This window comes from Streptomyces naganishii JCM 4654, from assembly GCF_014650575.1.
In the GTDB taxonomy this organism is placed as follows: Bacteria; Actinomycetota; Actinomycetes; order Streptomycetales; family Streptomycetaceae; genus Streptomyces; species Streptomyces naganishii.
Genome location: NZ_BMVF01000016.1, coordinates 105,820 through 132,636, shown reverse-complemented (window position 1 = coordinate 132,636; position 26,817 = coordinate 105,820). Strand labels below are relative to the sequence as shown.

The 26,817-nt window shown below is 72.6% G+C and carries 26 protein-coding genes and 1 riboswitch; of the genes, 11 read left to right on the top strand and 15 right to left on the bottom strand.

What is annotated here, in order from left to right; all coding sequences use genetic code 11:
• Positions 1-3: 3 nt before the first annotated feature.
• From IE217_RS26195 to IE217_RS26160, 8 genes are all read right to left on the bottom strand, one after another.
• Positions 4-1,998, bottom strand: a complete 1,995-nt coding sequence (locus IE217_RS26195) for an NADH-quinone oxidoreductase subunit 5 family protein (RefSeq protein ID WP_190180419.1) — start codon at positions 1,996-1,998, stop codon at positions 4-6.
• A complete protein-coding gene (gene nuoK, locus IE217_RS26190; RefSeq protein WP_190180418.1) occupies positions 1,995-2,384 on the bottom strand; it encodes an NADH-quinone oxidoreductase subunit NuoK in 390 nt (129 codons plus the stop codon). Before nuoK ends, IE217_RS26195 begins: the two co-directional genes overlap by 4 nt.
• Positions 2,384-2,989, bottom strand: a complete 606-nt coding sequence (locus tag IE217_RS26185) for an NADH-quinone oxidoreductase subunit J family protein (protein WP_190180417.1) — start codon at positions 2,987-2,989, stop codon at positions 2,384-2,386. Before IE217_RS26185 ends, nuoK begins: the two co-directional genes overlap by 1 nt.
• A complete protein-coding gene (locus IE217_RS26180) occupies positions 2,986-3,480 on the bottom strand; it encodes a 4Fe-4S binding protein (RefSeq protein ID WP_190180462.1) in 495 nt (164 codons plus the stop codon). Before IE217_RS26180 ends, IE217_RS26185 begins: the two co-directional genes overlap by 4 nt.
• Positions 3,481-3,590: 110 nt before the next feature.
• Positions 3,591-4,559, bottom strand: a complete 969-nt coding sequence (locus tag IE217_RS26175) for a complex I subunit 1/NuoH family protein (RefSeq protein ID WP_190180416.1) — start codon at positions 4,557-4,559, stop codon at positions 3,591-3,593.
• Complete coding sequence (locus tag IE217_RS26170) at positions 4,556-5,731, bottom strand: NADH-quinone oxidoreductase subunit C (RefSeq protein ID WP_190180415.1); 1,176 nt, start codon at positions 5,729-5,731, stop codon at positions 4,556-4,558. Before IE217_RS26170 ends, IE217_RS26175 begins: the two co-directional genes overlap by 4 nt.
• Positions 5,728-6,411, bottom strand: coding sequence for an NADH-quinone oxidoreductase subunit B (locus IE217_RS26165; RefSeq protein ID WP_190180414.1), 684 nt, complete (start codon positions 6,409-6,411; stop codon positions 5,728-5,730). The genes IE217_RS26170 and IE217_RS26165 overlap by 4 nt, the downstream gene beginning before the upstream one ends.
• Positions 6,402-6,821 (bottom strand): NADH-quinone oxidoreductase subunit A, encoded by a 420-nt coding sequence (locus IE217_RS26160; RefSeq protein WP_229857452.1) that lies wholly within the window; start codon positions 6,819-6,821, stop codon positions 6,402-6,404. Before IE217_RS26160 ends, IE217_RS26165 begins: the two co-directional genes overlap by 10 nt.
• 201 nt (positions 6,822-7,022) lie before the next feature.
• Here IE217_RS26160 and IE217_RS26155 point away from each other — a divergent pair, with 201 nt between their 5' ends.
• The 5 genes from IE217_RS26155 to IE217_RS26135 all read left to right on the top strand — a co-directional run bounded on the left by IE217_RS26155 (position 7,023) and on the right by IE217_RS26135 (position 14,125).
• Positions 7,023-8,240, top strand: coding sequence for a sensor histidine kinase (locus IE217_RS26155; protein WP_190180413.1), 1,218 nt, complete (start codon positions 7,023-7,025; stop codon positions 8,238-8,240).
• 315 nt (positions 8,241-8,555) lie between these two features.
• Positions 8,556-9,893: a sensor histidine kinase gene (locus tag IE217_RS26150; protein ID WP_190180412.1), complete on the top strand. Its 1,338-nt coding sequence runs from the start codon at positions 8,556-8,558 to the stop codon at positions 9,891-9,893.
• A 242-nt stretch (positions 9,894-10,135) separates the two neighbouring features.
• Positions 10,136-10,849 carry a LuxR C-terminal-related transcriptional regulator gene (locus IE217_RS26145; RefSeq protein ID WP_308432772.1) on the top strand — a complete coding sequence of 238 codons (714 nt, stop codon included), beginning with the start codon at positions 10,136-10,138 and terminating at the stop codon, positions 10,847-10,849.
• A 275-nt stretch (positions 10,850-11,124) separates the two neighbouring features.
• On the top strand, positions 11,125-13,053 hold the full coding sequence (locus tag IE217_RS26140; RefSeq protein ID WP_190180410.1) for a 2-oxoacid:acceptor oxidoreductase subunit alpha: 1,929 nt from the start codon (positions 11,125-11,127) through the stop codon (positions 13,051-13,053).
• The gene (locus IE217_RS26135) at positions 13,046-14,125 is read left to right on the top strand and encodes a 2-oxoacid:ferredoxin oxidoreductase subunit beta (protein WP_190180409.1); all 1,080 of its coding nucleotides are present in this window, start codon (positions 13,046-13,048) and stop codon (positions 14,123-14,125) included. The genes IE217_RS26140 and IE217_RS26135 overlap by 8 nt, the downstream gene beginning before the upstream one ends.
• 19 nt (positions 14,126-14,144) lie before the next feature.
• On the opposite strand, the gene IE217_RS26130 is transcribed toward IE217_RS26135, so the two are convergent.
• On the bottom strand, positions 14,145-14,564 hold the full coding sequence (locus IE217_RS26130; protein WP_190180408.1) for a winged helix-turn-helix transcriptional regulator: 420 nt from the start codon (positions 14,562-14,564) through the stop codon (positions 14,145-14,147).
• 91 nt (positions 14,565-14,655) lie between these two features.
• Here IE217_RS26130 and IE217_RS26125 point away from each other — a divergent pair, with 91 nt between their 5' ends.
• The 3 genes from IE217_RS26125 to IE217_RS26115 all read left to right on the top strand — a co-directional run bounded on the left by IE217_RS26125 (position 14,656) and on the right by IE217_RS26115 (position 17,296).
• Complete coding sequence (locus IE217_RS26125; RefSeq protein WP_190180407.1) at positions 14,656-15,510, top strand: SDR family oxidoreductase; 855 nt, start codon at positions 14,656-14,658, stop codon at positions 15,508-15,510.
• Between the two features lie 133 nt (positions 15,511-15,643).
• A complete protein-coding gene (gene rarD, locus IE217_RS26120) occupies positions 15,644-16,678 on the top strand; it encodes an EamA family transporter RarD (RefSeq protein WP_190180406.1) in 1,035 nt (344 codons plus the stop codon).
• 141 nt (positions 16,679-16,819) lie between these two features.
• A complete protein-coding gene (locus IE217_RS26115; protein ID WP_190180405.1) occupies positions 16,820-17,296 on the top strand; it encodes a VOC family protein in 477 nt (158 codons plus the stop codon).
• A gap of 75 nt (positions 17,297-17,371) precedes the next feature.
• Here IE217_RS26115 and IE217_RS26110 read toward each other — a convergent pair whose 3' ends face one another.
• Entirely contained in the window at positions 17,372-18,736 is a 1,365-nt protein-coding gene (locus tag IE217_RS26110; protein ID WP_190180404.1) for a tetratricopeptide repeat protein, read from the bottom strand.
• A 177-nt stretch (positions 18,737-18,913) separates the two neighbouring features.
• Between IE217_RS26110 and IE217_RS26105 the strand changes: the two genes are divergently transcribed.
• Together IE217_RS26105 and IE217_RS26100 are read left to right on the top strand one after the other, a co-directional pair.
• Positions 18,914-19,471, top strand: a complete 558-nt coding sequence (locus IE217_RS26105) for a DUF6668 family protein (RefSeq protein WP_190180403.1) — start codon at positions 18,914-18,916, stop codon at positions 19,469-19,471.
• A 114-nt stretch (positions 19,472-19,585) separates the two neighbouring features.
• Positions 19,586-20,227, top strand: coding sequence for a flavodoxin family protein (locus IE217_RS26100; RefSeq protein WP_190180402.1), 642 nt, complete (start codon positions 19,586-19,588; stop codon positions 20,225-20,227).
• Here IE217_RS26100 and IE217_RS26095 read toward each other — a convergent pair.
• From IE217_RS26095 to IE217_RS26080, 4 genes are all read right to left on the bottom strand, one after another.
• Positions 20,224-21,102, bottom strand: a complete 879-nt coding sequence (locus IE217_RS26095; protein WP_190180401.1) for an ABC transporter permease — start codon at positions 21,100-21,102, stop codon at positions 20,224-20,226. The two genes, IE217_RS26100 and IE217_RS26095, sit on opposite strands and share 4 nt — an antisense overlap.
• On the bottom strand, positions 21,089-22,096 hold the full coding sequence (locus tag IE217_RS26090; protein ID WP_190180400.1) for an ABC transporter ATP-binding protein: 1,008 nt from the start codon (positions 22,094-22,096) through the stop codon (positions 21,089-21,091). The genes IE217_RS26095 and IE217_RS26090 overlap by 14 nt, the downstream gene beginning before the upstream one ends.
• Before the next feature lie 57 nt (positions 22,097-22,153).
• Complete coding sequence (locus IE217_RS26085; RefSeq protein ID WP_190180399.1) at positions 22,154-23,365, bottom strand: LolA family protein; 1,212 nt, start codon at positions 23,363-23,365, stop codon at positions 22,154-22,156.
• A 239-nt stretch (positions 23,366-23,604) separates the two neighbouring features.
• On the bottom strand, positions 23,605-24,615 hold the full coding sequence (locus tag IE217_RS26080; protein ID WP_190180398.1) for a polyprenyl synthetase family protein: 1,011 nt from the start codon (positions 24,613-24,615) through the stop codon (positions 23,605-23,607).
• Positions 24,616-25,250: 635 nt separating this feature from the next.
• Positions 25,251-25,437, top strand: a riboswitch (cyclic di-AMP (ydaO/yuaA leader).
• A gap of 3 nt (positions 25,438-25,440) precedes the next feature.
• Here IE217_RS26080 and IE217_RS26075 point away from each other — a divergent pair.
• Positions 25,441-25,923, top strand: coding sequence for a transglycosylase SLT domain-containing protein (locus IE217_RS26075; RefSeq protein WP_190180397.1), 483 nt, complete (start codon positions 25,441-25,443; stop codon positions 25,921-25,923).
• On the opposite strand, the gene IE217_RS26070 is transcribed toward IE217_RS26075, so the two are convergent.
• Complete coding sequence (locus tag IE217_RS26070) at positions 25,917-26,747, bottom strand: HAD family hydrolase (protein WP_190180396.1); 831 nt, start codon at positions 26,745-26,747, stop codon at positions 25,917-25,919. The genes IE217_RS26075 and IE217_RS26070 overlap by 7 nt on opposite strands.
• Positions 26,748-26,817: the final 70 nt, after the last annotated feature.

Here is a 26,817-nt window from a genome sequence, read left to right as displayed (position 1 = left end):
TGCTCACACTCCCGTGGCGACGAGGACGGCGGCGACCGCGAGGACGACGGTGCCGGCGAGCAGCGCGCTCACATAGGTCTGCACATTGCCGGTCTGGGCGCGCCGTACGGCGGCCCCCAGCAGGCGGGGTACGGCGCCCGCACCGCGTACGTAGGTCTCGACGACCTCCCGGTCGAGGAACCGGACGAGGTCGGCCGCCGCCAGGACGGGGCGGACGAAGAGGGCCGCGTACACGGCGTCGAGGTGGAAGCCGGTGGCCGCGTGCCGGTGCAGCGGGCCGAGCAGCAGCCTCCCGGGATCCGCGGGGTCGACGGCGTAGGCGATGTCGCCGTAGGCGGGCTTGTGGGTGGCGATGGCCTCGGCCTCGACGAGTGCGGCGTCGGCCTCGGGGTGGGCCGCGACCGCGCCGAGCGGGACGCGGGCCGTGAGCGCGGTGGTGTGCCGCCAGGCGCCGTAGCAGACGGTGCCGCCGGCCAGGGCGAGGCCCGTGCCGAGGACGGAGGTGGTCAGGGCCGGGGTGAGGTCGCGGCCGTCGAACCAGTCGGGCAGCAGGCGGAACGCGAATCCGCCGAAGGCGAGGGAGGGCACGGCGAGGACCCACAGGACGGCGTTCATGACCAGCGGCTGCCTGCCGTGGTCGGGGGCTTCCGCGCCCCGTCCGCAGAAGGCCAGCAGCCACAGGCGCATGGCGTACGCGGCGGTGAGCAGGGCGGTGAGGAGGCTCGCGACGAGGACGATCCAGCCGGCCGCGCCGGGGGCTCCGCCACTGTGGCCGGTGGCGGCCCGCTCGGCGGCGCCGAGGACGGACTCCTTGGAGAAGAAGCCGCTGAAGGGCGGGATCGCGGCGAGCGCGAGCAGTGCCACGGTCATCGTCCAGTAGGCGTCCGGGACGCGGTCGCGCAGGTTGCTCATGCGGGACATGGCGGCCAGCGAGTTGGTGCCGGCGGCGTGGATGATCACGCCGGCGGCGAGGAAGAGCAGCGCCTTGAAGGCGCCGTGGGACAGGAGGTGGAAGACGGCCGCACCGCGGTCGCCGACGGCGAGCGCGCCGGTCATGTAGCCGAGCTGGCCGATCGTCGAGTAGGCGAGGACGCGTTTGATGTCGTCCTGGGCGAGCGCGGCGAGCGCCGAGCCGGCCATCGTGACGGCGGCCATGACGGCGAGCACGGTCATCGCGGCCGCGGAGGCCTGGAAGACGGGGAGGAGACGGGCGACGAAGTAGACACCGGCGGCGACCATCGTCGCGGCGTGGATCAGCGCGGAGACGGGCGTGGGGCCCGCCATCGCGTCGGGGAGCCAGGTGTGCAGCGGGAACTGCGCCGACTTGCCCGCCACGCCCGCGAGGAGCAGCAGCGCGACCACGGTCGGATGATGCAGGCCGCCGCTGGCGACGGTGCCGAGGACCTTGGTGATCCGGAAGGACCCGGCGGCGGTGCCGAGCGCGAACAGGCCGATCAGGAAGGGGACGTCGCCGAGCTTGGTGACGAGGAAGGCCTTGATGGAGGCGGCGCGGGCCTCCGGGGTCTCCCAGTAGTGGCCGACGAGGAAGTAGGAGCAGATGCCCATGACTTCCCAGCCGACCAGCAGCACGATCAGGTCGCCGGAGTAGACGACGAGGAACATCGCGGAGGTGAACAGGGAGACCAGAGCGGCGTACGAGGGGTAGCGCGGGTCGTGGCGCAGGTAGCCCGTCGAGTAGATCTGCACGCAGGTGGCGACGACGCCGACCAGGACGGCGACGAGGGCGGCGAAGCCGTCGATGTGCAGGGCGAGTTCGATGGGGACGGAGCCGGTGGGCGTGAGCTCGGTGGCGGCGTCGATGGACCGGCCGCCGCCCTGGCCGGCGGCGACCAGGACGGCCAGGACGAGGGAGGCCAGGGTCGGCAGTACGGCGAGCGGCCGGACGTAGCCGGGGGCGGTGCGGCCGAGGAGCAGGCCGGCCGCGGCGCCCAGGAACGGAAGGAGGGGGACGAGGACGGCGAGGGTGGTCGTGGTCACGTGGTGGCCTCAGCCTTCTCGGTGTCCTGAGCGGCCGCGGCGTCCCCGGGGCCGGGGTCGTCGCCGGGGCCCTCGGCGGAGTCGCGGAGGCGGTCGATGTCCGAGGTGCCGCGGTCGCGGTACACGGCGAGGACGATCGCCAGGCCGATGCCGATCTCCGCCGCGGCGATGGCGATGGTGAACAGGGTCAGGGCCTGGCCGGAGTGGAGGGTCTCGGTGGCCGTCTTGCTGAGCCAGACGTCGAAGGCGACCAGGTTGAGGTTGACCGCGTTGAGCATCAGCTCGACGGACATCAGGACGAGGATCGCGTTGCGCCGGGCGAGGACGCCGTACAGGCCGGTGCAGAACAGGAGGGCGGAGAGCACGGCGGGATAGACGAGGTGCATCAGCGGACCCCTTCCTCGGCGGGCCGCCCGCCGGGGGCGTCCGCGGCGGCGGAGGACGCGGCGGCCGTCGCCTTCGCCCTGCGGGACAGGACGATCGCGCCGACCAGGGCGGCGAGGAGGAGGACGGAGAGCGCCTCGAAGGGCAGCACCCAGTTCTGGAACAGGCTCGCGCCGGTGACCTTCGTCGAGCCGGCTGCGGCGCCGTCCAGGTCGATCCAGGTGGCGCGGAAGGCGTCGACGACCACCCACACCAGGGCGGTCGCGGCGGCGACGGCCACGGTGAGGGCGGCCCACCGGTTGCCGGAGTCGGCGTCCGGGGAGCGGCCGATGGGGGCCTTGGTGAGCATCAGACCGAACAGGAGGAGTACGACGACGGAACCCACGTAGATGAGGACCTGCACCCAGGCGATGAACTCCGCCGTGAGCAGGAGGTATTCGACGGCGAGACCGCCGAGGGCGACGACCAGCCACAGGGCGGCGTGAACCAGTTGCCGGGTGGTCACGGTGACGAGGGCCGCGCCGAAGGTGACCAGGCCGACGAGGAGGAAGGCGATCTCGACGCCGGTGGGCGTGAGGAAGCCGTGCGTCTGGGCGGCGAGACTCACGCGTCTCCCTCCTCGGGCCCCGGCTGTGCCTCGGCCAGCTTCTCGGCGGTCTTGCGGGCGGCGGCGATCTCCTTCGGCTCCTCGGCGCCGGGGTCCAGCGCGGGCGGGGCCGGGACGGTCCACATCCACTCGCGGAGCTTGTCCCGCTCGTGGGTGAGGTCGCGGATGTCGGTCTCGGCGTACTCGAACTCCGGGGACCAGAACAGGGCGTCGAAAGGACAGACCTCGATGCAGATACCGCAGTACATGCACAGGGAGAAGTCGATGGCGAAGCGGTCGAGGACGTTGCGGCTGCGCTCGCGGCCGCCGGGGACCGCCGCCGGCACGGTCTCCTTGTGGGAGTCGATGTAGATGCACCAGTCCGGGCACTCGCGGGCGCACAGCATGCAGACCGTGCAGTTCTCCTCGAACAGGGCGATCACACCGCGGGTGCGGGGCGGGAGGTCGGGCTGGGTGTCGGGGTACTGCTCGGTGACGGTCTTCCTCGTCATCGTGCGCAGGGTGACGGCCAGGCCCTTGGCCAGGCCGGAGCCGGGGATCGACAGGCGGGGGCGCCCGGAGGGCGTCGCCGAGGGGCGGTGGTCGGGCGACGGGCGGGACATCAGGAGATCACCACCTTGACGACGCCGGTGAGGGCGATCTGGGCGAGGGAAAGGGGGACGAGCAGGGTCCAGGACAGCTTCTGCAGCTGGTCCTCGCGCAGGCGCGGGTAGGTGACGCGCAGCCAGATGACGACGAACGCGAGGACGGCCGTCTTCAGCAGGGTCCACACCCAGCCGAGGCCCTCGGCGCCCCAGGGGCCGTGCCAGCCGCCCAGGAAGAGGACAGTGGTCAGGCCGCACAGGACGACGATCCCGGCGTACTCGGCGAGGAGGAACAGGGCGAAGCGGAGACCGGTGTACTCGGTGTACGCGCCGAAGATGATCTCCGAGTCGGCGACGGGCATGTCGAACGGCGGGCGTTGCAGTTCGGCGAGTCCGGCGACGAAGAAGACGATCGCGCCGACGATCTGCCAGGGCAGCCACCACCAGTGGAAGGCGTGCAGGATGCCCGGCAGGGACACGGTGCCGGCGGCCATCGCCACGGAGGCGGCGGCGAGCAGCATCGGCAGCTCGTAGGCGAGGAGCTGGGCGGCGGTGCGCAGACCGCCGAGGAGGGAGAACTTGTTCGCCGAGGCCCAGCCGGCCATGAGGGAGCCGAGGACGCCGACGCCCATCACGGCGAGCACGAAGAAGATACCCGCGTCCAGGACCTGACCGACGGCGCCCTCACCGGGGCCGATCGGGATGGCGAGCAGTACGAGGAGGTACGGCAGCAGGGCGACGGCCGGGGCGAGCTGGAAGACGCGGCGGTCCGCGCCGGAGGGGACCACGTCCTCCTTCTGCGCGAACTTCACCCCGTCCGCGACGAGCTGGGCCCAGCCGTGGAAGCCGCCGGCGTACATGGGGCCGAGGCGGCCCTGCATGTGGGCCATCACCTTGTGCTCGGTCTGACCGACTATCAGGGGGAAGGTGAGGAAGACCGCGAAGACGATCAGGAGTCGCAGGGCGACGTCGGCCGCGTCGTTCACTGCGGGCCTCCTTCGGTCTGGTCGCTGCTGTCATCGGTGCCGGCGTCGGCGTCGGTGCCCGTGCGGGCGTCGGTACCGGTACCGGTGCCCGTGCCGGCGTCGGCGCCCGTGCGGGTGCCGGTACCAGTACCCGTGCCGTCCTCGGTGTCGGGGCTGGGTTTCCGCTCGGGTGCGGGTGCGGGGGCGCGGTCGGCCCCGGTCCCGGGTTCGCTCGCGGTTCCCGGCTCGTCGAAGGCCGGGCGGGCGTGGTGCCAGGGGGCGTCCGTACTGCGCGGGGGGCTCGGCGGGGCCGGGGTGGCGGGGGCCGGGGTTTCCGGTGCCGTGTCGCCGGCCGGGGGCTGCTTCTCCGGGGGCGTGGTCTGGCTGACCGAGCCCTGGCTCGCGCTGCGCGTCCGGCGCGGGCGGGGCGCCGGGGCCTCGGGGGCGCCCGCCGCCGGCTGGGCCGGTGCTTCCGGGGGGGTCTGCGCCGCCGGGTCGGTCTGACTGGCCGAGCCCTGTGCCGCGGTGCGGGTGCGGCGGACCGGGCGGTCGCCCGCGGCGCGGGCCGGACGTTCGCCCGCCGCACGGCCGGCGCCCCGGGCCGGGCGGGCCGGAGCGGGCGGGAGCTGGCCCTTCAGGGGGCCCCACTCGTTGGGGTCGGGGACTCCGGGGGGCAGCATCTGCCGGCGCTTGGGGCCGCCGTGGTCCGACTCGCCCGGCTCCTTGGCACCGGGCCAGGCCTTGGCGACCCGGGCCGCGAGCACGAAGTCCTTGCGCAGCGGATGGCCCTCGAAGGTGTCGGGGAGGAGCAGGTGGTCCAAGCCCGGGTGGCCCTCGAAGCGGACGCCGAACATCTCGTGCGTCTCGCGTTCGTGCCAGGCCGCGCCCGCGTAGACGTCCACCGCGGAGGGCAGGGCCGGGGACTCGTGGGTAACGGTCGTGCGCAGGAGCAGGCGCCGTACCGGGGAGAGGGCGACGACGTGGGCGCAGACGCGCATGCCGGTGCCCGGTTCGTCGACCGCGCTCAGCCAGTCGAAGTAGGTGCAGCCCAGTTCGTCGCGGGCGGTGCGCAGCGCGGGGATCCAGGAGGCCGGCGGTACGTCGACCGTCAGGACCTCGTAGGACTCCTCCGCGGTGGCGTCCGCGCCGAACAGTTCCTCGGCGGGCGCGGGCAGCCAGCCGGCCGGTGTCATCGCGTCTCCCCCTCGGTCCCCTCGGTCCCCTCGGCCGCCTCCGGGGCGGGGGGCCGCACCAGCCCGCTCCGCAGCGCCGCCGCCGACGGACGCGCCGCCGCCGACGGCCCCGCCGTATCCGTGCCGTACCGCTCGCCCAGCGACTCCCGGGCGATCTTCTCCTGGAGTTTGAGGATGCCCTGGAGCAGTGCCTCCGGGCGGGGCGGGCAGCCGGGGACGTAGACGTCCACCGGGATGATCTGGTCGACGCCCTTGGTGACGGAGTAGGAGTCCCAGTACGGGCCGCCGCAGTTGGAGCAGGCGCCGAAGGAGATGACGTACTTCGGCTCGGGCATCTGCTCGTACAGGCGCTTGACCGCCGGGGCCATCTTGTCCGTGACCGTGCCGGAGACCACCATCAGGTCGGCCTGGCGGGGGCCGGGGGCGAACGGGATCACGCCGAGGCGGATGAAGTCGTGGCGGGCCATCGACGCGGCGATGAACTCGATCGCGCAGCAGGCGAGGCCGAAGTTGAAGACCCAGAGCGAGTAGCGGCGGCCCCAGTTGAGGACGACCTTCATCGGCTCGGGCGCCAGCCGGGCGAGCGCGCCCAGCCGCTTCGGCTCGGGAAGCAGAACGGGCTCGGCAACGGGCTCGGGAACGGGCTCGGGGGCCGCGTCCCTGCCAGGGTTCACGTCCATGCCAGGACGCCCTTCTTGTATGCGTACAGCAGGCCCACGGCCAGGAAGCCGAGGAAGACGAACATCTCCACGAGCGTCGCGGCGCCGTAGCCGGGGGCGGCGAAGACCGTCGCCCAGGGGAACAGGAAGATCGAGTCGACGGCGAAGATCACGTAGAGGAAGGCGTAGACGTAGTAGCGGACCTGGGTGTGCGCCCAGCCCTCGCCGACGGGGTCGACGCCGCACTCGTAGGTCAGGAGCTTCTCGGGGGTGGGGACCACCGGCCGCAGCAGTCGGCCCGCGCCGAAGGCGACGGCGACGAAGAGCACGCCGACGACGGCGAGCAGTCCGACGACCGAGTAGGAGTGGAAGTAGTCCGCCGCGACGACGGCGGTCGACCCCCGCGGTGTCTCCCGCAACGTCTCAGGCACCGTCCGTCCCTCGCTCCCTGACCTCGTGGTGTTCGTGATGTCCGTGGTGTTCGACGATCTGTACGCACGGGAGTCTAGGCCCTGATAAAGGGAGGGTAAGCAGCCCGTCACACCGTGGGACGCGGGGGTGGGGTTTTCCCCCGTGGACCTGGGCGGCCGACCTCATGGCGCGCTCGCGCGCCGCACGGCACGCTAGCGGCTATGACCGCACCCATCTCCTCCTCCGAACGGGCGGCGGCCGGCGCCCGTTCGGAGGCCGGCACCGAGGACGGCCCGCCCCCGGTCCGTTTCGCCTACGACCTGCCCACCTGGAAGGAGATCACGCATCTCCTCTCCAACCTGCCGATGTCCCTGATCGGTTTCGTCTACGTCGTGACCGTCCTCTCCACCGGAGCCGGGCTCGCGGTCACCGTGGTCGGGCTGCCGCTGCTGGCGGCCGGGCTGACGGGCTCGCGGCAGCTGGGCCGGCTGGAGCGGGCCCGGGTCAGGTCGTTGCTGGGGACGGCGATCGAGGAGCCGAGCCCGTTGCCGCTGGCGCGGACGAAGGGCCCGCTGAGCCGGCTGTGGCTGATGCTGAAGGACCCGGTCGCCTGGCGGGCCGCGCTCTACGAGCTCATCCGGCTGCCCTGGGGCATCCTGACCTTCGCCGTCACGCTGACCTCGCTCTTCGTGCTGTGGCCGGTGCTGCCCTATCTCGCGCGCGGGATGACCAACGTGGACCGGGCGATGGCGCGCGCCCTGCTGTCGCCCTCGGACGAGCTGGAGCGGCGCATCGCCGAACTGGAGTCCGACCGGGGAGTGGTGGTCGACACCGCCGCCGCCGATCTGCGGCGCATCGAACGCGACCTGCACGACGGGGCGCAGGCCCGGCTGGTGAACCTGGCCATGGGGCTCGGTCTGGCCAAGGAGAAGCTGCTGGAGGACCCGGACTCGGCGGCCGCGATGGTCGAGGAGGCGCACGGCGAGGTGAAGCTCGCGCTCCAGGAACTGCGCGACCTGGCCCGCGGCATCCATCCCGCCGTGCTGACCGACCGCGGCCTGGACGCCGCCCTGTCCTCGGTCGCCTCGCGCTGCACGGTGCCGGTGAAGGTGACGGCCGACCTGGACAGGCGTCCGGCGGCGGCGATCGAGGGCATCGCGTACTTCACGGTGTCCGAGCTGCTGCAGAACATCAGCAAGCACAGCGGGGCGAGGTCGGCGTCGGTGGACGTGTGGCGGTCCGAGGACCGGCTGCTGATCCAGGTGTGGGACGACGGCCGTGGCGGGGCCCGGCTCGACGGCGGTACGGGCATGCGGGGGCTCGCCGATCGGCTGGACGCCGTCGACGGCCTGTTCGTCGTCGAGTCCCCGCCGGGCGGCCCGACGACCGTCACGGCGGAACTCCCGTGGAGGGACCGCGCGGCCGTCAATGACCGCTGACCCGAGCACCGGCCCACCACGCCAACGCGAACGGGGCCGGCGCCTTGCCGCACCGGCCCAGGCCGCCCCGGCCTTCGGCACCACCGGCCAGCCGGCCTCGACGCGCCGTACCCCCGCCAGGCCCCCCAGGTAGGGAAAACCCCCCGTTCAGGACGCCGACGTGCTCCATGGTCCCGTGGGGCCCGGCCGAGCAGGCTGGGGTACGGCGGGAAGAAGGAGCCGCGCCGCACCGCCAGGAGGCGACCGTCGAGAGGCGACCGCCGGCGAAGCGGCACGACGACACGACGGCACGACGAGGGGAACGGGACTAAGCCGATGGCCACCGAGTACGCGAGGCACGGACAGGAATACGGCGCCGGCCGGGATCACCGGAACCACCGGCTGCCCGCCGGGCTCCGGGCGCCGTTCGAGGCGCGCAGCTGGCGCGAGTTCGGGTACGTGCTGCTGAGCCTGCCGATGGGCATCCTGATGTTCACCTACGCCGTGACGATGGTGTCGCTGGGGGCCGGCCTGCTGGTGACGTTCCTCGGGGTGCCGGTGCTGGCGGCGGCGCTGGCGGGCTGCCGCGGGCTCGGCGTGCTGGAGCGGGCCAGGGCGCGCGGCCTGCTGGATCTGGAGGTGGCCGAGCCGGAGCCGTTGCGGATGAAGCGGCACGGGGTGCTGGCCTGGACGGGGGCCGTGCTGAAGAGCGGCGCCTCGTGGCGGGCCCTGCTCTACTCGGTGCTCCAGTTCCCGTGGTCGGTGTTCTCCTTCGTGGTGGGCCTGACCGTGTGGTCGGTGGGCTGGACGCTGCTGACGTACCCGCTGTGGTTCTGGGTCTTCCCGATGTGGGCCGGCCAGGGCGGCATCCAGCTCTACGGCGACGAGCACCACCGCGTCTTCCTCGACAACCCGTTCGAGATCGGGGTCACCGGGCTGGTGGGCCTGCTGTTCACGCTGGCCACGCCGTGGATCGTGCGGGCGCTGACGATGGTGGACCGGGTGCTGGTGCACGGGCTGCTCGGGCCGTCGCGGCTGTCGGCGCGGGTGGTGGAGCTGGAGTCGGACCGCGGGGTCGTGGTGGACACGGCCGCAGCCGACCTGCGGCGCATCGAGCGGGACCTGCACGACGGGGCGCAGGCCCGGCTGGTGGCGCTGGCGATGGACCTGGGCCTGGCGAAGGAGAAGCTGGCCGAGGACCCGCGGGCGGCGGCGCGGATGGTGGACGAGGCGCACGGCGAGGTGAAGACGGCGCTCCAGGAGCTGCGCGACCTGGCCCGCGGCATCCATCCCGCCGTACTGACCGACCGCGGCCTGGACGCCGCCCTGTCCTCGGTCGCCTCCCGCTGCACGGTGCCGGTCGCGGTGGACGTGGACCTTTCCGAGCGGCCGGCCCCGGCGATCGAGGGCATCGCGTACTTCACGGTCTCGGAGCTGCTGCAGAACATCAGCAAGCACAGCGGGGCCAGGTCGGCGTCGGTGGACGTGTGGCGGGTCGAGGACCGGCTGATGCTCCAGGTCGTGGACGACGGGGCCGGCGGGGCGGACGTGTCCGCGGGTTCGGGCCTGGCGGGGCTGGCCGAGCGGCTGGACGCCGTGGACGGGATCCTCGTGGTCGACTCCCCGGCCGGCGGGCCCACCCGGGTGACGGCGGAACTGCCCTGGCGGCGCTGAACACCCCGTAGCCGGGCAGGCGGCGCTGAACACCCCCGTAGCCGGGATGGCGGCGCTCAGCGCCGTAACCGGGCAGGACGGCAACCCACCGGCCGAGACCCGCACCCGCACCACAAGGCCGTGACCACGACCGGAACCACGGCCGTGACCACGACCATGACCACGGCCGAAAACGCACGGCGAAACCGCGGAGGCCTCCCCCACTTCTCCCGGCCCCGGCGCGGCAGGGTCCGAATGCTGGAATGCTGGACCATGTTCGTCGAGGCTGTGGGGGGCCGGAGATCGTGGAGGACAGGGTGCGGGTGGTCATCGCCGAGGATTCAGTGCTGCTCAGAGAGGGCCTGACCCGGCTGCTGACCGACCGCGGACATGAGGTGGTGGCGGGCGTCGGCGACGGCGAGGCGCTGGTCAAGACCATCACCGAGCTGCACGACCAGGCGGCGCTGCCGGACGTGGTCGTGGCGGACGTGCGGATGCCGCCGACGCACACCGACGAGGGGGTGCGGGCCGCCGTGCAGCTGCGCAAGGCGCATCCGGAGCTCGGCGTGCTGGTGCTGTCGCAGTACGTCGAGGAGCGCTACGCCACCGAGCTGCTGGCCGGTTCCAGCCGCGGGGTCGGCTATCTGCTCAAGGACCGGGTGGCCGAGGTGCGCGAGTTCGTGGACGCGGTGGTGCGGGTCGCCCAGGGGGGTACGGCCCTGGACCCGGAGGTGGTCGCCCAGCTGCTCGGGCGCAGCCGCAAGCAGGACGTGCTGGCCGGCCTCACCCCGCGGGAGCGCGAGGTGCTGGGCCTGATGGCCGAGGGGCGGACGAACTCCGCGATCGCCCGGCAGCTCGTGGTGAGCGACGGAGCGGTCGAGAAGCACGTCAGCAACATCTTCCTCAAGCTCGGGCTGTCGCAGAGTGACGGGGATCACCGGCGTGTTCTGGCCGTGCTCACCTATCTGAACTCCTGATGGGCTGAAACTGTGTCAGGAGGCTCGGTGGAACGCCGCGCACCCGTGCACCACGGCAGTTTCGGCGCCGTCCCGGTCACCGTCTCACGGCCGCGTCCAGTATGCGAACGGTCCGGGGAAGGCGACCACGACGGTCGTAGGGTTGAAAGCGGGAAGGTCAAAAACGGGAAGGTCGAAAGCGGGAAGGTCCTGGGAAGGTCCCCGAGGTCTTCGAGGTCTTCGAGGTCTTCGTCGAAGACCTTCCCGCGCAGCCGCCTCGAAGGAGGTCCAGTTCAGTGACCAGCCAGGTCAGCAGTCCAGCGGAGCAGGCCGACGGAGCCGTCGTAGGAGAGCAGCGCAAGGCGGCCGGGGCGAAGGACGTCCGCCGTCTGGACCGGGTGATCATCCGGTTCGCGGGCGACTCGGGTGACGGCATGCAGCTCACCGGCGACCGCTTCACCTCCGAGACGGCGTCCTTCGGGAACGACCTGTCCACGCTGCCGAACTTCCCGGCCGAGATCCGGGCCCCCGCAGGAACCCTGCCGGGCGTGTCCTCCTTCCAGCTGCACTTCGCCGACCACGACATCCTGACCCCGGGCGACGCGCCGAACGTGCTGGTCGCGATGAACCCGGCGGCGCTGCGGGCGAACATCGGCGACCTGCCGCGCGGCGCGGAGATCATCGTCAACACCGACGAGTTCACCAAGCGCGCGATGCAGAAGGTCGGCTACGAGGCCTCCCCGCTGGAGGACGGCTCGCTGGACGGCTACAACCTCCACCCGGTGCCGCTGACCACTCTGACGGTGGAGGCGCTCAAGGAGTTCGAGCTCTCCCGCAAGGAGGCCGAGCGCAGCAAGAACATGTTCGCGCTGGGCCTGCTGTCCTGGATGTACCACCGGCCCACCGAGGGCACGGAGAAGTTCCTGAAGTCGAAGTTCGCCAAGAAGCCGGACATCGCGGCCGCCAACATCGCCGCCTTCCGCGCGGGCTGGAACTTCGGCGAGACCACCGAGGACTTCGCGGTCTCCTACGAGGTCGCCCCGGCCGCCAAGGCCTTCCCCGTCGGCACCTACCGCAACATCTCCGGCAACCTCGCCCTGGCCTACGGCCTGGTCGCCGCGGGCCGGCAGGCGGACCTGCCGCTGTTCCTCGGGTCGTACCCGATCACCCCGGCCTCCGACATCCTGCACGAGCTGAGCCGGCACAAGAACTTCGGCGTGCGCACCTTCCAGGCCGAGGACGAGATCGCGGGCATCGGCGCCGCGCTCGGAGCCGCCTTCGGCGGTTCGCTCGCCGTCACCACGACCTCCGGCCCGGGCGTCGCGCTGAAGTCGGAGACCATCGGACTCGCGGTGTCGCTGGAGCTGCCGCTGGTGGTGGTCGACATCCAGCGCGGCGGTCCGTCGACGGGCCTGCCGACCAAGACCGAGCAGGCCGACCTGCTCCAGGCGATGTACGGGCGCAACGGCGAGGCCCCCGTCCCGGTGGTCGCCCCCCGCACGCCGGCCGACTGCTTCGACGCGGCGCTGGAGGCGGCGCGGATCGCGCTGACGTACCGCACCCCGGTCTTCCTGCTCTCCGACGGCTACCTGGCCAACGGCTCCGAGCCGTGGCGCATCCCCGAGCTGGACGAGCTGCCCGACCTCAGGGTGCAGTTCGCGCAGGGACCCAACCACACGCTCGCCGACGGCACCGAGGTGTTCTGGCCCTACAAGCGGGACGCGCGGACGCTGGCCCGCCCGTGGGCGATCCCGGGCACCCCGGGCCTGGAGCACCGCATCGGCGGCATCGAGAAGCAGGACGGCACGGGCAACATCTCCTACGACCCCGCCAACCACGACTTCATGGTCCGCACCCGGCAGGCCAAGGTGGACGGCATCGAGGTCCCGGACGTCGAGGTCGACGACCCGCACGGGGCGGACACCCTGGTGCTGGGCTGGGGCTCCACCTACGGGCCGATCACGGCGGCCGTACGGCGGCTGCGCACGGCCGGGGTGTCCATCGCGCAGGCCCACCTGCGCCACCTCAACCCCTTCCCGAAGAACCTCGGCACGGTCCTGACGCGCTACGACAAGGTGGTGATCCCCGAGATGAACCTCGGGCAGCTCGCCACCCTGGTGCGGGCGAAGTACCTGGTGGACGCGCACTCGTACAACCAGGTCAACGGCATGCCGTTCAAGGCCGAACAGCTCGCCACGGCTCTGAAGGAGGCCATCGATGGCTGAGACGTCCACGGAAGGCGCGGGTACGCTCGAGGCGCTCTCGCTGGTGCCGAAGGCCGAGGCCCGGCAGTCCATGAAGGACTTCAAGTCCGACCAGGAAGTGCGCTGGTGCCCCGGCTGCGGCGACTACGCGATCCTCGCGGCCGTGCAGGGCTTCATGCCGGAGCTGGGCCTGGCCAAGGAGAACATCGTCTTCGTCTCCGGCATCGGCTGCTCCTCCCGCTTCCCGTACTACATGAACACCTACGGGATGCACTCCATCCACGGCCGCGCCCCCGCCATCGCCACCGGCCTCGCGACCTCCCGGCGCGACCTGAGCGTGTGGGTGGTCACCGGTGACGGCGACGCGCTGTCCATCGGCGGCAACCACCTGATCCACGCCCTGCGCCGCAACGTCAACCTCAAGATCCTGCTGTTCAACAACCGGATCTACGGTCTGACCAAGGGCCAGTACTCCCCGACCTCCGAGGTCGGCAAGATCACCAAGTCGACGCCGATGGGCTCGCTGGACGCGCCCTTCAACCCGGTGTCGCTGGCGCTCGGCGCGGAGGCGTCCTTCGTGGCCCGCACCATCGACTCCGACCGCAAGCACCTGACGTCGGTGCTGCGCGCGGCGGCCGCCCACCCGGGCACGGCGCTGATCGAGATCTACCAGAACTGCAACATCTTCAACGACGGCGCCTTCGACGCGCTCAAGGACAAGCAGCAGGCGGAGGAGGCCCTGATCCGCCTGGAGCACGGGGAGCCGATCCGCTTCGGCGCCGACGGCTCGCGCGGCGTCGTACGGGACCCGCGGACCGGCGACCTGCAGATCGTCGACGTCACCGCGGACAACGAGGCCGACATCCTCGTCCACGACGCGCACGCCGCGTCCCCGACGACGGCCTTCGCGCTGTCCCGGCTGGCCGACCCCGACACCCTGCACCACACCCCGATCGGCGTGCTGCGCTCCGTGGACCGCCCGGTCTACGACACGGCGATGGCCGACCAGCTGGAGACCGCCGTCGAACAGCGCGGCAAGGGCGACCTGGCCGCGCTGCTGGCGGGCGGGGACACCTGGACGGTCGTCGGCTGAGCGCCCGCGCGGATTACGTTCACGAGGCCCGGGCGGCGGACGCCCGGGCCTCGTCGTACGCCTTGCGGGCCTGCTCCACGTCCGCCATGCGCGCCTCGGTCCACAGGGTCAGCGCCCGCACCTGCTCCGCGGCCTCGCGGCCGAGCGGGGTGAGGGAGTAGTCGACCCGGGGCGGGATCACGGGCTTGGCGTCGCGGTGGACCAGGCCGTCGCGCTCCAGGGTCTGGAGCGTCTGGGTCAGCATCTTCTCGCTGACGTTGCGGTCGACCGCCCGGCCGATCGCGCGGCGCAGCTCACTGAAGCGGTACGAACGCTCGAGCAGCCCGACCAGGACGAGGACGCCCCAGCGGCTGGTGACGTGCTCCAGGACCAGACGGTAGGGGCAGAGCTGCTCCCCCGCCTCCGCGCGTACGGCCGCCGCCCTCTCACTTACCGCCATGCCAGTACCTTACTTCAAAGTGGGTACTTTCTAAAGGAGAGCGCAGCTCCTAGGGTTAGTGGGCAACCGACCCCCCGCAAGGAGATCTCCCATGAGCATCGTCGTCACCGGAGCCACCGGGCACCTCGGCCGCCACGTCGTGGAGCAGCTGCTGGAGAAGGTCCCGGCCGACCAGGTCACCGCCGTGGTCCGCAGCCCGGAGAAGGCCGCCGGCCTCGCGGCGCGCGGTGTGCGCGTCGCGGTCGCCGACTACAACGCGCCCGAGACCTTCGACGGCCTCTTCGCCGCCGGCGACAAGGTGCTGCTCGTCTCCGGCAACGAGTTCGACAAGGGCCGCGTCGGGCAGCACCGGGTCGTCATCGACGCCGCGAAGGCGGCCGGCGTGGCCCTGCTCGCCTACACCAGCGCCCCCGGCACCCTGAAGGCCGCGCTCGCCGACGACCACCGCGGCACCGAGGAGGCGCTGCTCGCCTCCGGCGTGCCCTACGTGCTGCTGCGCAACGGCTGGTACCACGAGAACTACACCGAGAACCTGGCCCCCGTGCTCGAGCACGGCGCCGTCGTGCAGGCCGCGGGCGAGGGCCGGGTCTCCTCCGCCTCGCGCGCCGACTACGCGGCCGCCGCCGTAGCGGTCCTCACCGGCGAGGGGCACGAGGGGCGGACGTACGAGCTGGGCGGTGACGAGGCGTGGAGCTTCGCCGAGTTCGCCGCCGAGGTCGGCCGCCAGTCCGGCAGGGAGATCGTCTACCGCCCGGTCTCCGTGGAGGAGTTCCAGGGCATCCTCACCGGCGCCGGCCTGCCCGCACCCTTCGCGGCGATCCTCGCGGGCGTGGACGCCTCCATCGAGAAGGGGGAACTGGTCGTCGACAGCGGCGACCTGTCCCGTCTGACCGGCCGCCCGACCACCCCGGTCGCCGAGGCGATCGCGGCCGCACTCAAGGGCTGAGAGCCGTCCACGGGCGGCCCTCCGCGTCTGTCATGACCGTATGATGATACGGGCATGACAGACGGGGGTGGGTGGCGTTACCTTCTTGGTTGCCGTACGACACGCGGCCAGGCAAGGCACGAAGGAGGCGCCCGTGAGCGACAAGTCCAGGGGCGAGCAGCGCACAGGGCTGCTGAACGGCTTCGCGGCGTACGGGATGTGGGGCCTGGTCCCGCTCTTCTGGCCGCTGCTCAAGCCCGCCGGGGCCCTCGAGATCCTCGCCCACCGGATGGTGTGGTCGCTGGCCTTCGTCGCGGCCGCGCTGCTCTTCGTACGGCGCTGGGCCTGGGCCGGTGAGCTGCTGCGCCGGCCGCGCAGGCTCGGGCTCGTCCTGGTCGCCGCCTCGGTGATCACGGTCAACTGGGGCGTCTACATATGGGCCGTGAACAGCGGGCACGTGGTCGAGGCCTCCCTCGGCTACTTCATCAACCCGCTGGTCACCATCGCCATGGGCGTGCTGATCCTCAAGGAACGGCTGCGGCCCGTGCAGTGGTTCGCGGTCGGCACCGGCGCGGCCGCCGTCCTCGTGCTCACCATCGGCTACGGGCGGCCGCCGTGGATCTCCCTGTGCCTCGCCTTCTCCTTCGCCACCTACGGCCTGGTGAAGAAGAAGGTCAACCTGGGCGGCGTGGAGTCGCTGGCCGCCGAGACGGCGGTGCAGTTCGTGCCCGCGCTCGGCTATCTGCTGTGGCTCGGCGCGCAGGGACGCTCGACGTTCACCGCCGAGGGCGCCGGGCACGCCGGCCTGCTGGCCGCCACCGGTGTGGTCACCGCGCTGCCGCTGGTCTGCTTCGGCGCGGCCGCGATCCGCGTGCCGCTGTCCACGCTGGGGCTGCTTCAGTACCTGGCGCCGGTCTTCCAGTTCCTGCTCGGGGTGCTGTACTTCCACGAGTCCATGCCGGCCGAGCGCTGGGCCGGGTTCGCCCTGGTGTGGCTGGCGCTGTCGCTGCTGACCTGGGACGGGCTGCGTACGGCACGGCGGGCGGCGGCGCTCAGGGCACGGCTGGCCGCACCCCGCAGCGCCCCGGCGGCGCCCACGGCGGCGCCCGTGACGGCGGCCGGACCGACGGCCGCTCCAGCACCGGGCCCGGCGGAGGCACGGCCGAGCTCGGATCCTGTGGAGGCCTGACAGCCGTCCGGAGGTCCGGGGTTCCGGGGTCCGGGCTGCCTGGCTCCGTGAGCCCGTCCGGGTCGTGCGGGTCGCGGAGGGGCGCCGTCCGGTTCGGCGTTCTTGTTGCCGGGCGCCCGGGCGGCGGATACGACTGGTCGCATGACTCAGACGCCCGCGGCTCCCGCCGCCCCGCTGCACTTCAAGCTCGTCGTCGACGCCGCCGACCCGCACGCCCAGGCCGACTTCTGGGCCGCCGCGCTGCACTACGAGGCCGAGGACAACAGCGCGCTGATCGAGCGGCTGCTGGAGGCGGGCGCGCTGCCGGGGGCGGCCACCGTGGAGTTCCACGGCCGCCCGGCCTTCCGCGACCTGATCGCCGTACGGCACCCCGACGACCCGTACGACAAGGAGAGCGGCACCGGGCTCGGGCGGCGGCTGCTCTTCCAGCGGGTGCCGGAGGCCAAGACCGGCAAGAACCGGCTCCACCTCGACCTGCATCCCGGTGAGGGACTGCGGGAGCGTGAGGTGGAACGGCTGGAGGGGCTCGGCGCGAGCGTGCTGCGGCACGTGAAGGAGCCCGCCGGGCAGTGGGTGGTCATGGCGGACCCGGAGGGCAACGAGTTCTGCGTGTCGTAGGGCGTGCGGGTTCTACGTGTCGTAGGCCTGCGGGCGTGTGTCCTGGGGCGGTGTGCGGTGCGGGCGGCCGGGTCGTCAGTCCGCCGGCGGGGGCGCCTGCCTGCGGGCGCGCTCGGCGAGGCGGCCCATGCGGGCGCGCGCGGACTCCAGCTGCTCGATGTCGTCGGCGGCGGGGCCGTCCTCGGCGGTGAGCTCGGTCCACAGGTCGAGCAGGTCACGGCCGAGCCGCAGCCCCTGCTCCGGGTCGCGCACCGCGCGCCAGGCGGAGGCCGCGCTCCGCACGTTGCCGTAGGCGCCCTCGGCGTCCTGGGCGCGGCGGTGGATACGGGCCAGTTCCAGGGAGAGCGTGAAGGCGCGGAGCGCGTCGCCGGCCAGGTAGGCGATGTAGGCGGTGAGCTCGCGCAGGCGCAGCACCTCGGGGTGCTCCGCGCCGAGCGTGCCGGACGCCTCGGTGACGGTGGCCTCCGCCAGCGCCGCCGCCTCCTCGATCCGCCCCGCCTTCACGGCCTCGTTGACCCGGGCGAGGGGCTCGGCGAGCAGGACGGCGCCTCCTTCGCCGGCCGCGGTCCTCGGGTCCTCCCCGAGCACCGCCTCGGCCACGGCGTCGAAACCGCGGGCGGGGGTGGGCTTGGGGTCGGGGTCGGGGATGTGGGCGAGGTCGGGTGCGAGCGCGGGGGCGGGAGCCGGTCCGGCGGCGGGGGCCGGCTTCGGTGCTGCGGGGGCCGGGCTCGGTTCGGTGAACGGCGCCGCGTCCATCACGGGCGGGGGTCCGAACTCCCCGGTGGGTGCGGTGGCCGTGCCCAGGGGCGTGGCGTCCGAGGGCACCGGCAGGGCGCGCAGGGGGAACGTCGGGGGCGTGGGGACGCCGGGCTCGGGGTCCGGCGACACGGGCTCGCTCACGGCGCGCAACGGGAACGTGGGAGCCGGCTCCCGCACCGGCTCCGGCACCTGCCGCAGGACGTGCGTCGCCTGTTCCCGCCGCGGCGCGGCGGGGGGCGCGGCGGACACGGGCAGGGGCGCGGGCGGCCGCGGGGCGGACGCGGATCCGGGAGCGGGCGGTGCCGGTGCGGGCGCAGTCGCGGGCGCGACCGGCGGCGCCGGCGCGGGCGGAGGCGCGGGCGCTGCTGGAGGCGCGGGCAGGGGCTCGGCGGTGAAGGCGCTGGAGCCGTCGCGGCGGACCTGGAGGGGGACGACGTAGCCGATGCGTTCGTCGGTGACGGTGGCGAGGACGGGGTGGCCGGTGGCGAGGGCGATGCGGTGGAGGTGGTCGAGGACGGCGTGCTGGATCTCCTCGCCCGGGGCCGACCGCACCGGGACGCCGCCGACCGAGGCCGCGGCGCCGTCCAGCGGCACGTGGACGGCGATGGGCGCCGCCGCGGACGCCGCCGGCTGTGCGGCGCGCTGGTCTTCCCGCTTCTTCTCGCGGCTCAGTCGAGACATCGGCTCCCTCACTCGGATGCGTGCCATCCGGTCGTACGCGTACTGTCGAGTCTCTCCGCTCGTGCGCCCTCCACGCGTCACCACGACGTCACAGACTCGCACCAGGAACCTCCGCGGTGTGTCGCGGGTGACGGGCGGAGCGCGAAGATCGCCGGGATGACGAGGGAGGGAACGGGCATGCGGACCGACGTGCGTCAGGGACCGGAGATCTGGATCCGCGGTCCGGTGGCCGCCCCGGCGGCCGGCGTCCTCGCGGGCACCGGTGCCGTGACCGACGCGGAGCGTGTGCCCGAGCGGCCCGCCGGCATGCACCTCGCGCGCCGCCGCTTCTCCTGGCTGGCCACGCACGGCGGTGCGGGCACGACCACGCTCGCGGCGGTCTACGGAGGCCACGACTGCGGGCGCGACTGGCCCGGCCCCGAGGCTCCGCGCTCGGTCCTGCTGGTCGCCCGTACCCATGCGGCGGGCCTGGAGGCGGTGGTACGGGCCCTGGAGGTGTTCCGGCGGGGGCAGGCGCCGGCCGGGCTCGACCTGGACGCGGTGGTGCTGGTCGCGGACGCTCCGGGGCGCCTGCCGCGGCCGCTCGCCCAGCGTGTGAAGCCGCTGGAGTCCGTCATCGACGTCTACCGGGTCCCGTGGGTGCCCGCCTGGCGGGTGGGCGACCTGAGCGGGCCGCCCCCGCGCGAGACCGCGGCCCTGGCCCGGCTGACGGGAGCGGCGGGCAGGCAGCGCTGACCCAGGCGCCCGTCGGGGCCGTGACGGCTACACCTGGGGCTTTTTCTATGCGTGCGCATATAATGCATACGCAATCACCTGGCACCGGTCCACGCTCACCCCAGGAGACCTCCCATGACCCGCAGCTTCCTGTTCGTACTGGGCAGCGCCCGCCGCGAGGGCAACACCGAACTGCTCGCCCGCCGCGCCGCCGAGCAGCTGCCCTCCGACGCGGAGCAGCGGTGGATACGGCTCGTGGACCACCCGCTGCCCGACTTCACCGACCTGCGGCACGACAGCGATCACACCCGCCCGGCGTCGGGAAACACCGCCCTGCTGCTGGACGCCACGCTCGCGGCGACGGACATCGTGATCGCCTCGCCGCTGTACTGGTACTCCGTGTCCAGCCACACCAAGCGCTACCTCGACCACTGGTCCGCCTGGCTGCGCACACCCGGCCTGGACTTCAGGGCGGCCATGGCCGGACGCACCCTGTGGGGCGTCACGGCCCTCGCCGCCAGTGAAGCCTCCGTCGCCGATCCGCTGGCCGGCACCCTCAACAACTCGGCCGCCTACCTGCGGATGCGCTTCGGCGGGGTGCTGCTCGGCAACGGCACCGCGCCCGGCGACGTGCTGAAGGACACCGGGGCGCTGGCGCGCGCCAAGACGTTCTTCGCCCAGGAGCCTCCCCTGGCGCGCTTCCCCCACGAGCGGACCGCCCAGCGGGGCGCCGAGCGGGGCGCCGAGCCGACCGCTCCCGCCCCGAAGCCGCTTTAGGCGGTGATGTCCCTGGCCGTGAACCGGGCCCAGGCCGCGGACCCGAACACCGCCGCGTACAGGGCCTGGAGCTCCAGGTTCTTCACCAGATCGTCCCAGTAGACCGGCTCCCGCATCAGGTCGGCGAAGGACAGCCAGTAGTGGGAGAAGAGGTACGGCTGCACCGCGTGCAGCTGGGGGATCTGGTCGAGGATCTGGACGGTGATGAGCAGGCCCACGGTGGTGGCCATGGCGGCGATGCCGCTGTTGGTCAGCGTCGAGACGAACAGGCCGAGCGCGGCCAGTCCCGTCAGGGACCCGGTGACCACCAGGGCCATCAGCAGCGCCCGGCCGAGGCCGTCGGCGAAGGAGATCTGTGTGCCGGAGATGGTCGTCAGGTCGCCGAGCGGGAAGAGCAGGGCGCCCACGGCCAGTGCCGACACGGCGACGACGAGGGTGGCGACCAGGCAGAACGCGATCGTCGTGACGTACTTGGTGAGCAGCAGGCGGGTGCGGCCCGCGGGCGCGACCAGCAGATAGCGCAGGGTGCCCGAGTTCGCCTCGCCGGCGACCGCGTCGCCCGCTATCACGCCGACGGCCATCGGCAGGAAGAACGGCAGGGTCGCCGCGAGCGCGGTGAAGACCAGGAACAGCCCGTTGTTGGTGATCTGGGCGATGAACGCCGGGCCGCCGCCGTCGCCGCCGCGGCCGGACGGCGCGCCGCCTTTGGTCTCGATCCGGACGGCCACCCCGACCAGGACGGGAACCGCGGCGAGCACGCCCAGCAGGGCCAGGGTGCGCCAGCGCCGGAAGGTGGTGACCAGCTCGCTGCGCAGCAGCCCGAACGTCCACAGCGGGCTCGGGGCCCGCACGGTGAGGGACTCAGCCCGCGACATCGAAGCCCTCCCCCGTGAGTGCCACGAACGCGTCCTCCAGGGAGGCGCGTTCGACGCCGAACCCGCGGACGCGGACGCCGGCCGTGACCAGCGCGGCGTTCACCTCCGCGAGGTCGCGCTCCGGTGGTTCGCCGGTGACCCGGTCCTCGTCGGCGGTGACGCCGGCGACGCCCTGTTCCTTCAGCACGCGCACCGCCTCCCCGGTGTCGGGGGTGGTGACCACCAGCCGGCCGTGCGCCCCGGCGGCGAGTTCGGACACCGGGCCCTGGACGATCAGTCTGCCCCGCGCCATGACGGCCGCGTGGGTGCACACCTGCTCGATCTCGTCGAGGAGGTGGGAGGAGAGGAAGACGGTGGTGCCGTCGGAGGCCAGCTCGCGGACCAGGGAGCGGATCTCGCGCATGCCCTGCGGGTCCAGGCCGTTGGTCGGCTCGTCCAGCACGAGCAGTCTGCGCGGCTGGAGCAGCGCGGCGGCCAGGCCGAGGCGCTGCTTCATGCCCAGGGAGTACGCCTTGGCCTTCTTGCCCGCGGCCGCCGTCAGACCCACCCGGTCCAGGGCGGCGGCGACGCGGACGCGCCGGGTGCCCGGGTCGGCGGTCGGGTCGGCGGCGTCGTAGCGCAGGAGGTTGTCGCGGCCGGAGAGGAAGCCGTAGAGCGCGGGGCCCTCGATGAGGGCCCCGACGTGCGGCAGGACGGCGCGGGAGGCGCGGGGCATGGGGTGCCCCAGGACCCGCGCCGTGCCCGAGGTGGGCTCGATCAGCCCCATCAGCATGCGGATGGTGGTGGTCTTGCCCGAGCCGTTCGGACCGAGGAAGCCGAAGACGCTGCCCGCCGGGACGGTCAGGTCGAGACCGTCCACGGCGAGCTGTCCGCCGCGGTACCGCTTGGTGAGCGCACGGGTGCGGATGACGCCGTCACCCGCGTCCCCCGCGGCCGGGCCGTCGCCGGCGCCGTGCGCGGCCGGGTCCGGCTCCGTGGCGGACGCCTCGTCCATCGGCTCCCTCGATTCGTCGTGGCCCCGCGCGCGCCCGCGCGCCCGCCTGTCCGGTGCTTACCGGCCGGCGTCGGCCGCCTTCACCAGCGCGTCCTTGGTGACCGCGCCGACGTAGACCTTGCCGTCATCGGTGATCAGGGCGTTGATCAGGCGGGTGGAGAAGACCGTGCCCTTGCCGAACTTGCCGGAGACGTGGTCGCCCAGCGAGCCGATGAAGCCGCTCAGGTTCCCCTTGCCGGAGGACGACGGGATGCCGCCCTTGGCGCCGGAGTCGATGACCGCGATCGAGTTCCAGCCCTTGCCGATGACCTTCGGGGCGCCGCTCTTGCCGAGGTCCTTCTGGGAAGGCGCCGTCCGGTGGGAGCGCTCGCCGCCCTTGCCCGCCTTGTCCTTCTCCTCGGTGACCTTCGCGCCCTTGGGCGGGGTGAAGTCGAAGGTGGAGGCCGCCGGCCTGGCGAAGCTGACCTGGGTGAAGCCCGCGTCGACCACGGCGGCGCCGCCGCCCGCGGGGGTGAGCGTGAACTTCAGCGGCATGCCGGTCTTGGCGTCCACGGCGATGCTGATGACGCCGACCGTGGTCCCGGAGGCGTGCTTGGGCTTGAGGACCAGGCGGTAGGCGTCCCGGCCGGCGATCTGCGCGGTGCCGTCGACCGTCACCGAGGTGGTGTCGTCGGCCGCCTTCAGGGCCTGGTCGGCGAAGTCCTTGGGCGTGGCCGGGACCTCGTCCTTGTGCTTCTTGCCGCCGGCCTGGTCGGCGGTGCCGTGGTAGACCTCGTTGGACTTGCTGTCGTAGCCCCAGACGTCCTTGCCGTTGTGGATGAGGCTGTACTCGGCCGCGCTCTCGATCAGCGAGACCTTCTGCCGGTCCTGGCCGTCGGCCGCGACGCGCAGGGTGTGCGTGCCGCTGGCGAGCTCGGTGAGCTTGGACGTCGGGTCGGCCGACGAGCCGTCACGGCCCTTGGCGGCGCCGGAGAGCAGACCGCTCTCCAGTCCGCCGAGGTTCGGCAGGCCGAGGTCGGTGCTGACCTTGACCGTGCCGGACAGCTCCTGGACGTCCGACTTGGCGATTTTCTCGATGAGTTGCTGTGCGGTGATCTTCGGCAGACTGGGGTCGCCGGAGTCGGCGAGTGCCGGGACGAGCCCGATGGTCGCCGCCGCCACCCCCACCACCGCTACCGGGACGACGTAACGCGCGGCCTTGCGGCGTCCCGAGCGCAGGTCGTCGGCCTCCCCCGCGTTCGTGCTGTCGTCGGATTCGTACGGTGCCATGTGTGCCCTACCTCCGTCGTCGGCGGCGGCTGTACGTCTCGCACCGGGTCCCACCCCGAGCCGCCATTCTCACCCGAATCGGTGAGCAGTGGTGTTGTCCGTGGTTCCATCTGACCAAATAGCCGGCGAGGAAGCGTCAGACCGCGGAGCCAACTCCGTGTACGCCTGGGGTATGACACGACGGCCCGTACGACTCCACCACCCCGTAGGGGACGGGTGCGCACGGGCCGCCGCGGCGGCTATCCCGCCCGGTGGACCACCGCGTCGCACAGCTGGAGCAGGGCGGCCTTGGCGTCGCACTCGCGCAGCGGGGCCAGCGCGGCGCGGGCCTCCTCGGCGTAGCGCACGGTGTCCCGGCGGGCCTGCTCCAGTGCGGGGTGGGTACGCAGCGCGGCCAGCGCCTCGGCGTGCCGCGCGTCGTCGCTCAGGTCGGAGTCCAGCAGCTCGCACAGGGCGATGTCCTCGGCGAGCCCGAGCCGGGCAGCGCGCTCGCGCAGCCGCAGCACCGGGAGCGTGGCGATCCCCTCGCGCAGGTCGGTGCCGGGGGTCTTGCCGGACTCGTGGGAGTCGGAGGCGATGTCCAGGACGTCGTCCGCCAGCTGGAAGGCGACGCCCAGGCGCTCGCCGTACTGGGTGAGCACGTCCACGACCGTCTCGTCGGCGCCGGACATCATCGCCCCGAAGCGGCAGGAGACGGCGACCAGCGACCCCGTCTTGCCGCCGAGCACGTCCAGGTAGTGGTCGACCGGGTCGCGGCCGTCCTGCGGGCCCGCGGTCTCCAGGATCTGGCCGGTGACCAGCCGCTCGAACGCCACGGCCTGCACCCGGACCGCCTCCGGCCCGAGGTCGGCGAGGATCTGGGAGGCGCGCGCGAACAGGAAGTCGCCGGTCAGGACGGCCACCGAGTTGCCCCAGCGGGTGTTCGCGCTGGCCACGCCCCGGCGCACCGCGGCCTCGTCCATGACGTCGTCGTGGTAGAGCGTCGCGAGGTGGGTCAGCTCCACCACCACGGCCGACGGCACGATGCCCGGCGCGTAGGGGTCGCCGAACTGCGACGCGAGCATCACGAGCAGCGGCCGGAACCGCTTCCCGCCCGCCTTGACGAGGTGCTGTGCGGCCTCCGTGATGAAGGGCACCTCGCTCTTGGTGGCCTCGAGCAGCCCTTCCTCGACAGCCGCCAACCCGGCCTGGACATCGGCTTCGAGAGCCTGGTCCCGCACGCTCAGCCCGAACGGCCCGACGACGGTCACGAGGGGTCTCCTGTCTGCTGGTGTCTGCTGGCTGTTACGCGGTTTGTCGATAGGTCGCTGCCATCACTCAAGTCAGCGTATCCGGTCACGTTTCGATCACCGCTAGCGCCCACCGTTACAGGCCAGGCGGTATCGGATTACGCCCGATATGTTTTTGATCACCTCGTATGAGCAGATATTTATCGACTTGTCCACCTACCCACCCTCTCCCTTCTCGCGCACACATGCCCACCGATACACACGTACGAACGAGCCAGGGCATCACCCGACGTGACCACCGTCACGCACACCTCCGCGGCCCCGCCCCTCCGCGACCCTCGGGACGGCCGGAACGGGGACGCGGGACCGATTTACCCCTATTGGTATCCCAATTCCCCTTGGCCGCAAATGCTCTTGACCAGGGGAAACCGTGAGTTGGGTCACGCCCACCCGTCGGCGCCGCCCGGAGGCGGCAGGTCCGGTTTTCCGTTCCCCGCACGGCAGTTGAGCCTTGGCATATGCAAAGGATCAAGTACCTCATACGCCTCAGACCAAGGTCAATTAGGGCGATGTATGCAGCAGGTACTTGTTCGGGACATGTGCTCTCGCATACGTTCCGGGCCGTCGGGCGGACGCCGAATCCTGCCGCCGCCCGGTATCCATCAACGAACCACTCATGGCAGGAGCGGGGGACCCAGGTAAGTCGCCGGTCCGCGCGTCGTACGGCCCACGCCGTACGCCGTCGCAGGAGCGGCTAGGGGTGAAGCCGTGCCCTCAGGGGCGCGGCCGGGCACCTCCCCGCCCGAACCCGACAGCTCACCTCGCAGGCGATGGAGAGGAATCCCCATGCCTGCAAACGGTCAGCGCCGTACCCGCACCGCCCGCCTCCTGCGCACCCTCGCCGTCACCGGCACCGGTGCCGCCGTCCTCGCCCTGCCGCTCGTGGGCGCCACCACCGCCTCCGCGGCCACCCCCGCCTCGGTCAAGACCGCCGCCACCGTCGGCTACCCCAACAACCTCGACGGCTGGATCCGCGCCTCGCTCGCGGTCATGGCGGAGAAGAAGATCCCGGGCACCTACAACGGCATCTACCGCAACGTGATGCGCGAGTCGTCCGGCAACCCGCTGGCCATCAACCTGTGGGACTCCAACGCCGCCAAGGGCATCCCGTCCAAGGGCCTGCTCCAGGTCATCGACCCCACCTTCCGGGCCTACCACGTGGCCGGCACGTCGTTCGACATCTACGACCCGGTCGCCAACATCACCGCGGCCTGCAACTACGCCGCCGCCCGCTACGGCTCGATCGACAACGTCTTCAGCGCCTACTGACGGGCCCGGCGCACAGCCGCGGGAAACAGTCGTTCGAGGACGACGGCCACGCCGTCGTCCTCGTTCGACGTGGTCACCTCGTCGGCCACCGCCTTCAGCTCCGGGTGCGCGTTGGCCATGGCGACGCCGTGCGCGGCCCACTGGAACATGGGGATGTCGTTGGGCATGTCCCCGAAGGCCACGGCGCTCTCGCGGCCCAGCCCCAGGCGGGCCGCGGCCATGGCCAGCCCCGTCGCCTTGGTGATGCCGCACGGCTGGAGCTCGACCGTCCCCGGCCCCGACATGGTGACCGTGGCCAGCGAGCCGACCACGCTCCGGGCGGCCGCCGCCAGCTCGTCGTCGGACAGCACGGGGTGGCGCAGCAACACCTTGCTGATCGGCGCCGACCACAGCTCGCGGCGCCGGTCCACGCGCACCGAGGGCAGGGCCGGGTGCGGCATGAGGTACCCGGGCTCGATGAGCGTGAGCCCGTCGATCCCGTCCTGGTCGACCGCCGCGTACACCTCCCCGACCTCGGCCTCGATCTTGCCGAGCGCGGTCTCGGCGAGCTCCCGGTCCAGGGTGACCGACCACAGCAGACGGTCCGCGCCGGCGTCGTAGAGCTGCGCGCCCTGGCCGCACACCGCCGGCCCCGCGGTGCCCAGGGCCGCCAGCAGCTCCCGCACCCTCGGCGCCGGCCTGCCCGTCACGACGAGGTGCCGGGCGCCGGCCGCGGCCGCCCGCGCGAGGGCGTCCAGGGACCGTTCGGACAGGGTGTCGTCGCCGCGCAGCAGCGTTCCGTCCAAGTCGGTGGCGATGAGGGCGGGAGGGAGGGGTGCGGCCATGATCAGAGAATACGGATCCGCCGCTCCGCCCACTCAAGGGTGTTCCGACCCTTGCGCACGACGGCCGTCC

Excerpts from the sequence above, each read along its gene's own strand:
- IE217_RS26135 (WP_190180409.1), top strand. The coding sequence starts at position 13,046 with ATGGCTGAGACGTCCACGGAAGGCGCGGGTACGCTCGAGGCGCTCTCG.
- IE217_RS26150 (WP_190180412.1), top strand. The coding sequence starts at position 8,556 with ATGGCCACCGAGTACGCGAGGCACGGACAGGAATACGGCGCCGGCCGG.
- IE217_RS26070 (WP_190180396.1), bottom strand. The coding sequence starts at position 26,747 with ATGGCCGCACCCCTCCCTCCCGCCCTCATCGCCACCGACTTGGACGGA.
- IE217_RS26145 (WP_308432772.1), top strand. The coding sequence starts at position 10,136 with ATGCTGGACCATGTTCGTCGAGGCTGTGGGGGGCCGGAGATCGTGGAG.
- IE217_RS26105 (WP_190180403.1), top strand. The coding sequence starts at position 18,914 with ATGCGGACCGACGTGCGTCAGGGACCGGAGATCTGGATCCGCGGTCCG.
- IE217_RS26095 (WP_190180401.1), bottom strand. The coding sequence starts at position 21,102 with ATGTCGCGGGCTGAGTCCCTCACCGTGCGGGCCCCGAGCCCGCTGTGG.
- IE217_RS26110 (WP_190180404.1), bottom strand. The coding sequence starts at position 18,736 with ATGTCTCGACTGAGCCGCGAGAAGAAGCGGGAAGACCAGCGCGCCGCA.
- IE217_RS26170 (WP_190180415.1), bottom strand. The coding sequence starts at position 5,731 with ATGACACCGGCCGGCTGGCTGCCCGCGCCCGCCGAGGAACTGTTCGGC.
- IE217_RS26155 (WP_190180413.1), top strand. The coding sequence starts at position 7,023 with ATGACCGCACCCATCTCCTCCTCCGAACGGGCGGCGGCCGGCGCCCGT.
- IE217_RS26125 (WP_190180407.1), top strand. The coding sequence starts at position 14,656 with ATGAGCATCGTCGTCACCGGAGCCACCGGGCACCTCGGCCGCCACGTC.
- IE217_RS26075 (WP_190180397.1), top strand. The coding sequence starts at position 25,441 with ATGCCTGCAAACGGTCAGCGCCGTACCCGCACCGCCCGCCTCCTGCGC.
- IE217_RS26165 (WP_190180414.1), bottom strand. The coding sequence starts at position 6,411 with ATGGACGTGAACCCTGGCAGGGACGCGGCCCCCGAGCCCGTTCCCGAG.
- IE217_RS26130 (WP_190180408.1), bottom strand. The coding sequence starts at position 14,564 with ATGGCGGTAAGTGAGAGGGCGGCGGCCGTACGCGCGGAGGCGGGGGAG.
- IE217_RS26085 (WP_190180399.1), bottom strand. The coding sequence starts at position 23,365 with ATGGCACCGTACGAATCCGACGACAGCACGAACGCGGGGGAGGCCGAC.
- IE217_RS26090 (WP_190180400.1), bottom strand. The coding sequence starts at position 22,096 with ATGGACGAGGCGTCCGCCACGGAGCCGGACCCGGCCGCGCACGGCGCC.
- nuoK (WP_190180418.1), bottom strand. The coding sequence starts at position 2,384 with ATGCACCTCGTCTATCCCGCCGTGCTCTCCGCCCTCCTGTTCTGCACC.
- IE217_RS26180 (WP_190180462.1), bottom strand. The coding sequence starts at position 3,480 with ATGACGAGGAAGACCGTCACCGAGCAGTACCCCGACACCCAGCCCGAC.
- IE217_RS26115 (WP_190180405.1), top strand. The coding sequence starts at position 16,820 with ATGACTCAGACGCCCGCGGCTCCCGCCGCCCCGCTGCACTTCAAGCTC.
- IE217_RS26100 (WP_190180402.1), top strand. The coding sequence starts at position 19,586 with ATGACCCGCAGCTTCCTGTTCGTACTGGGCAGCGCCCGCCGCGAGGGC.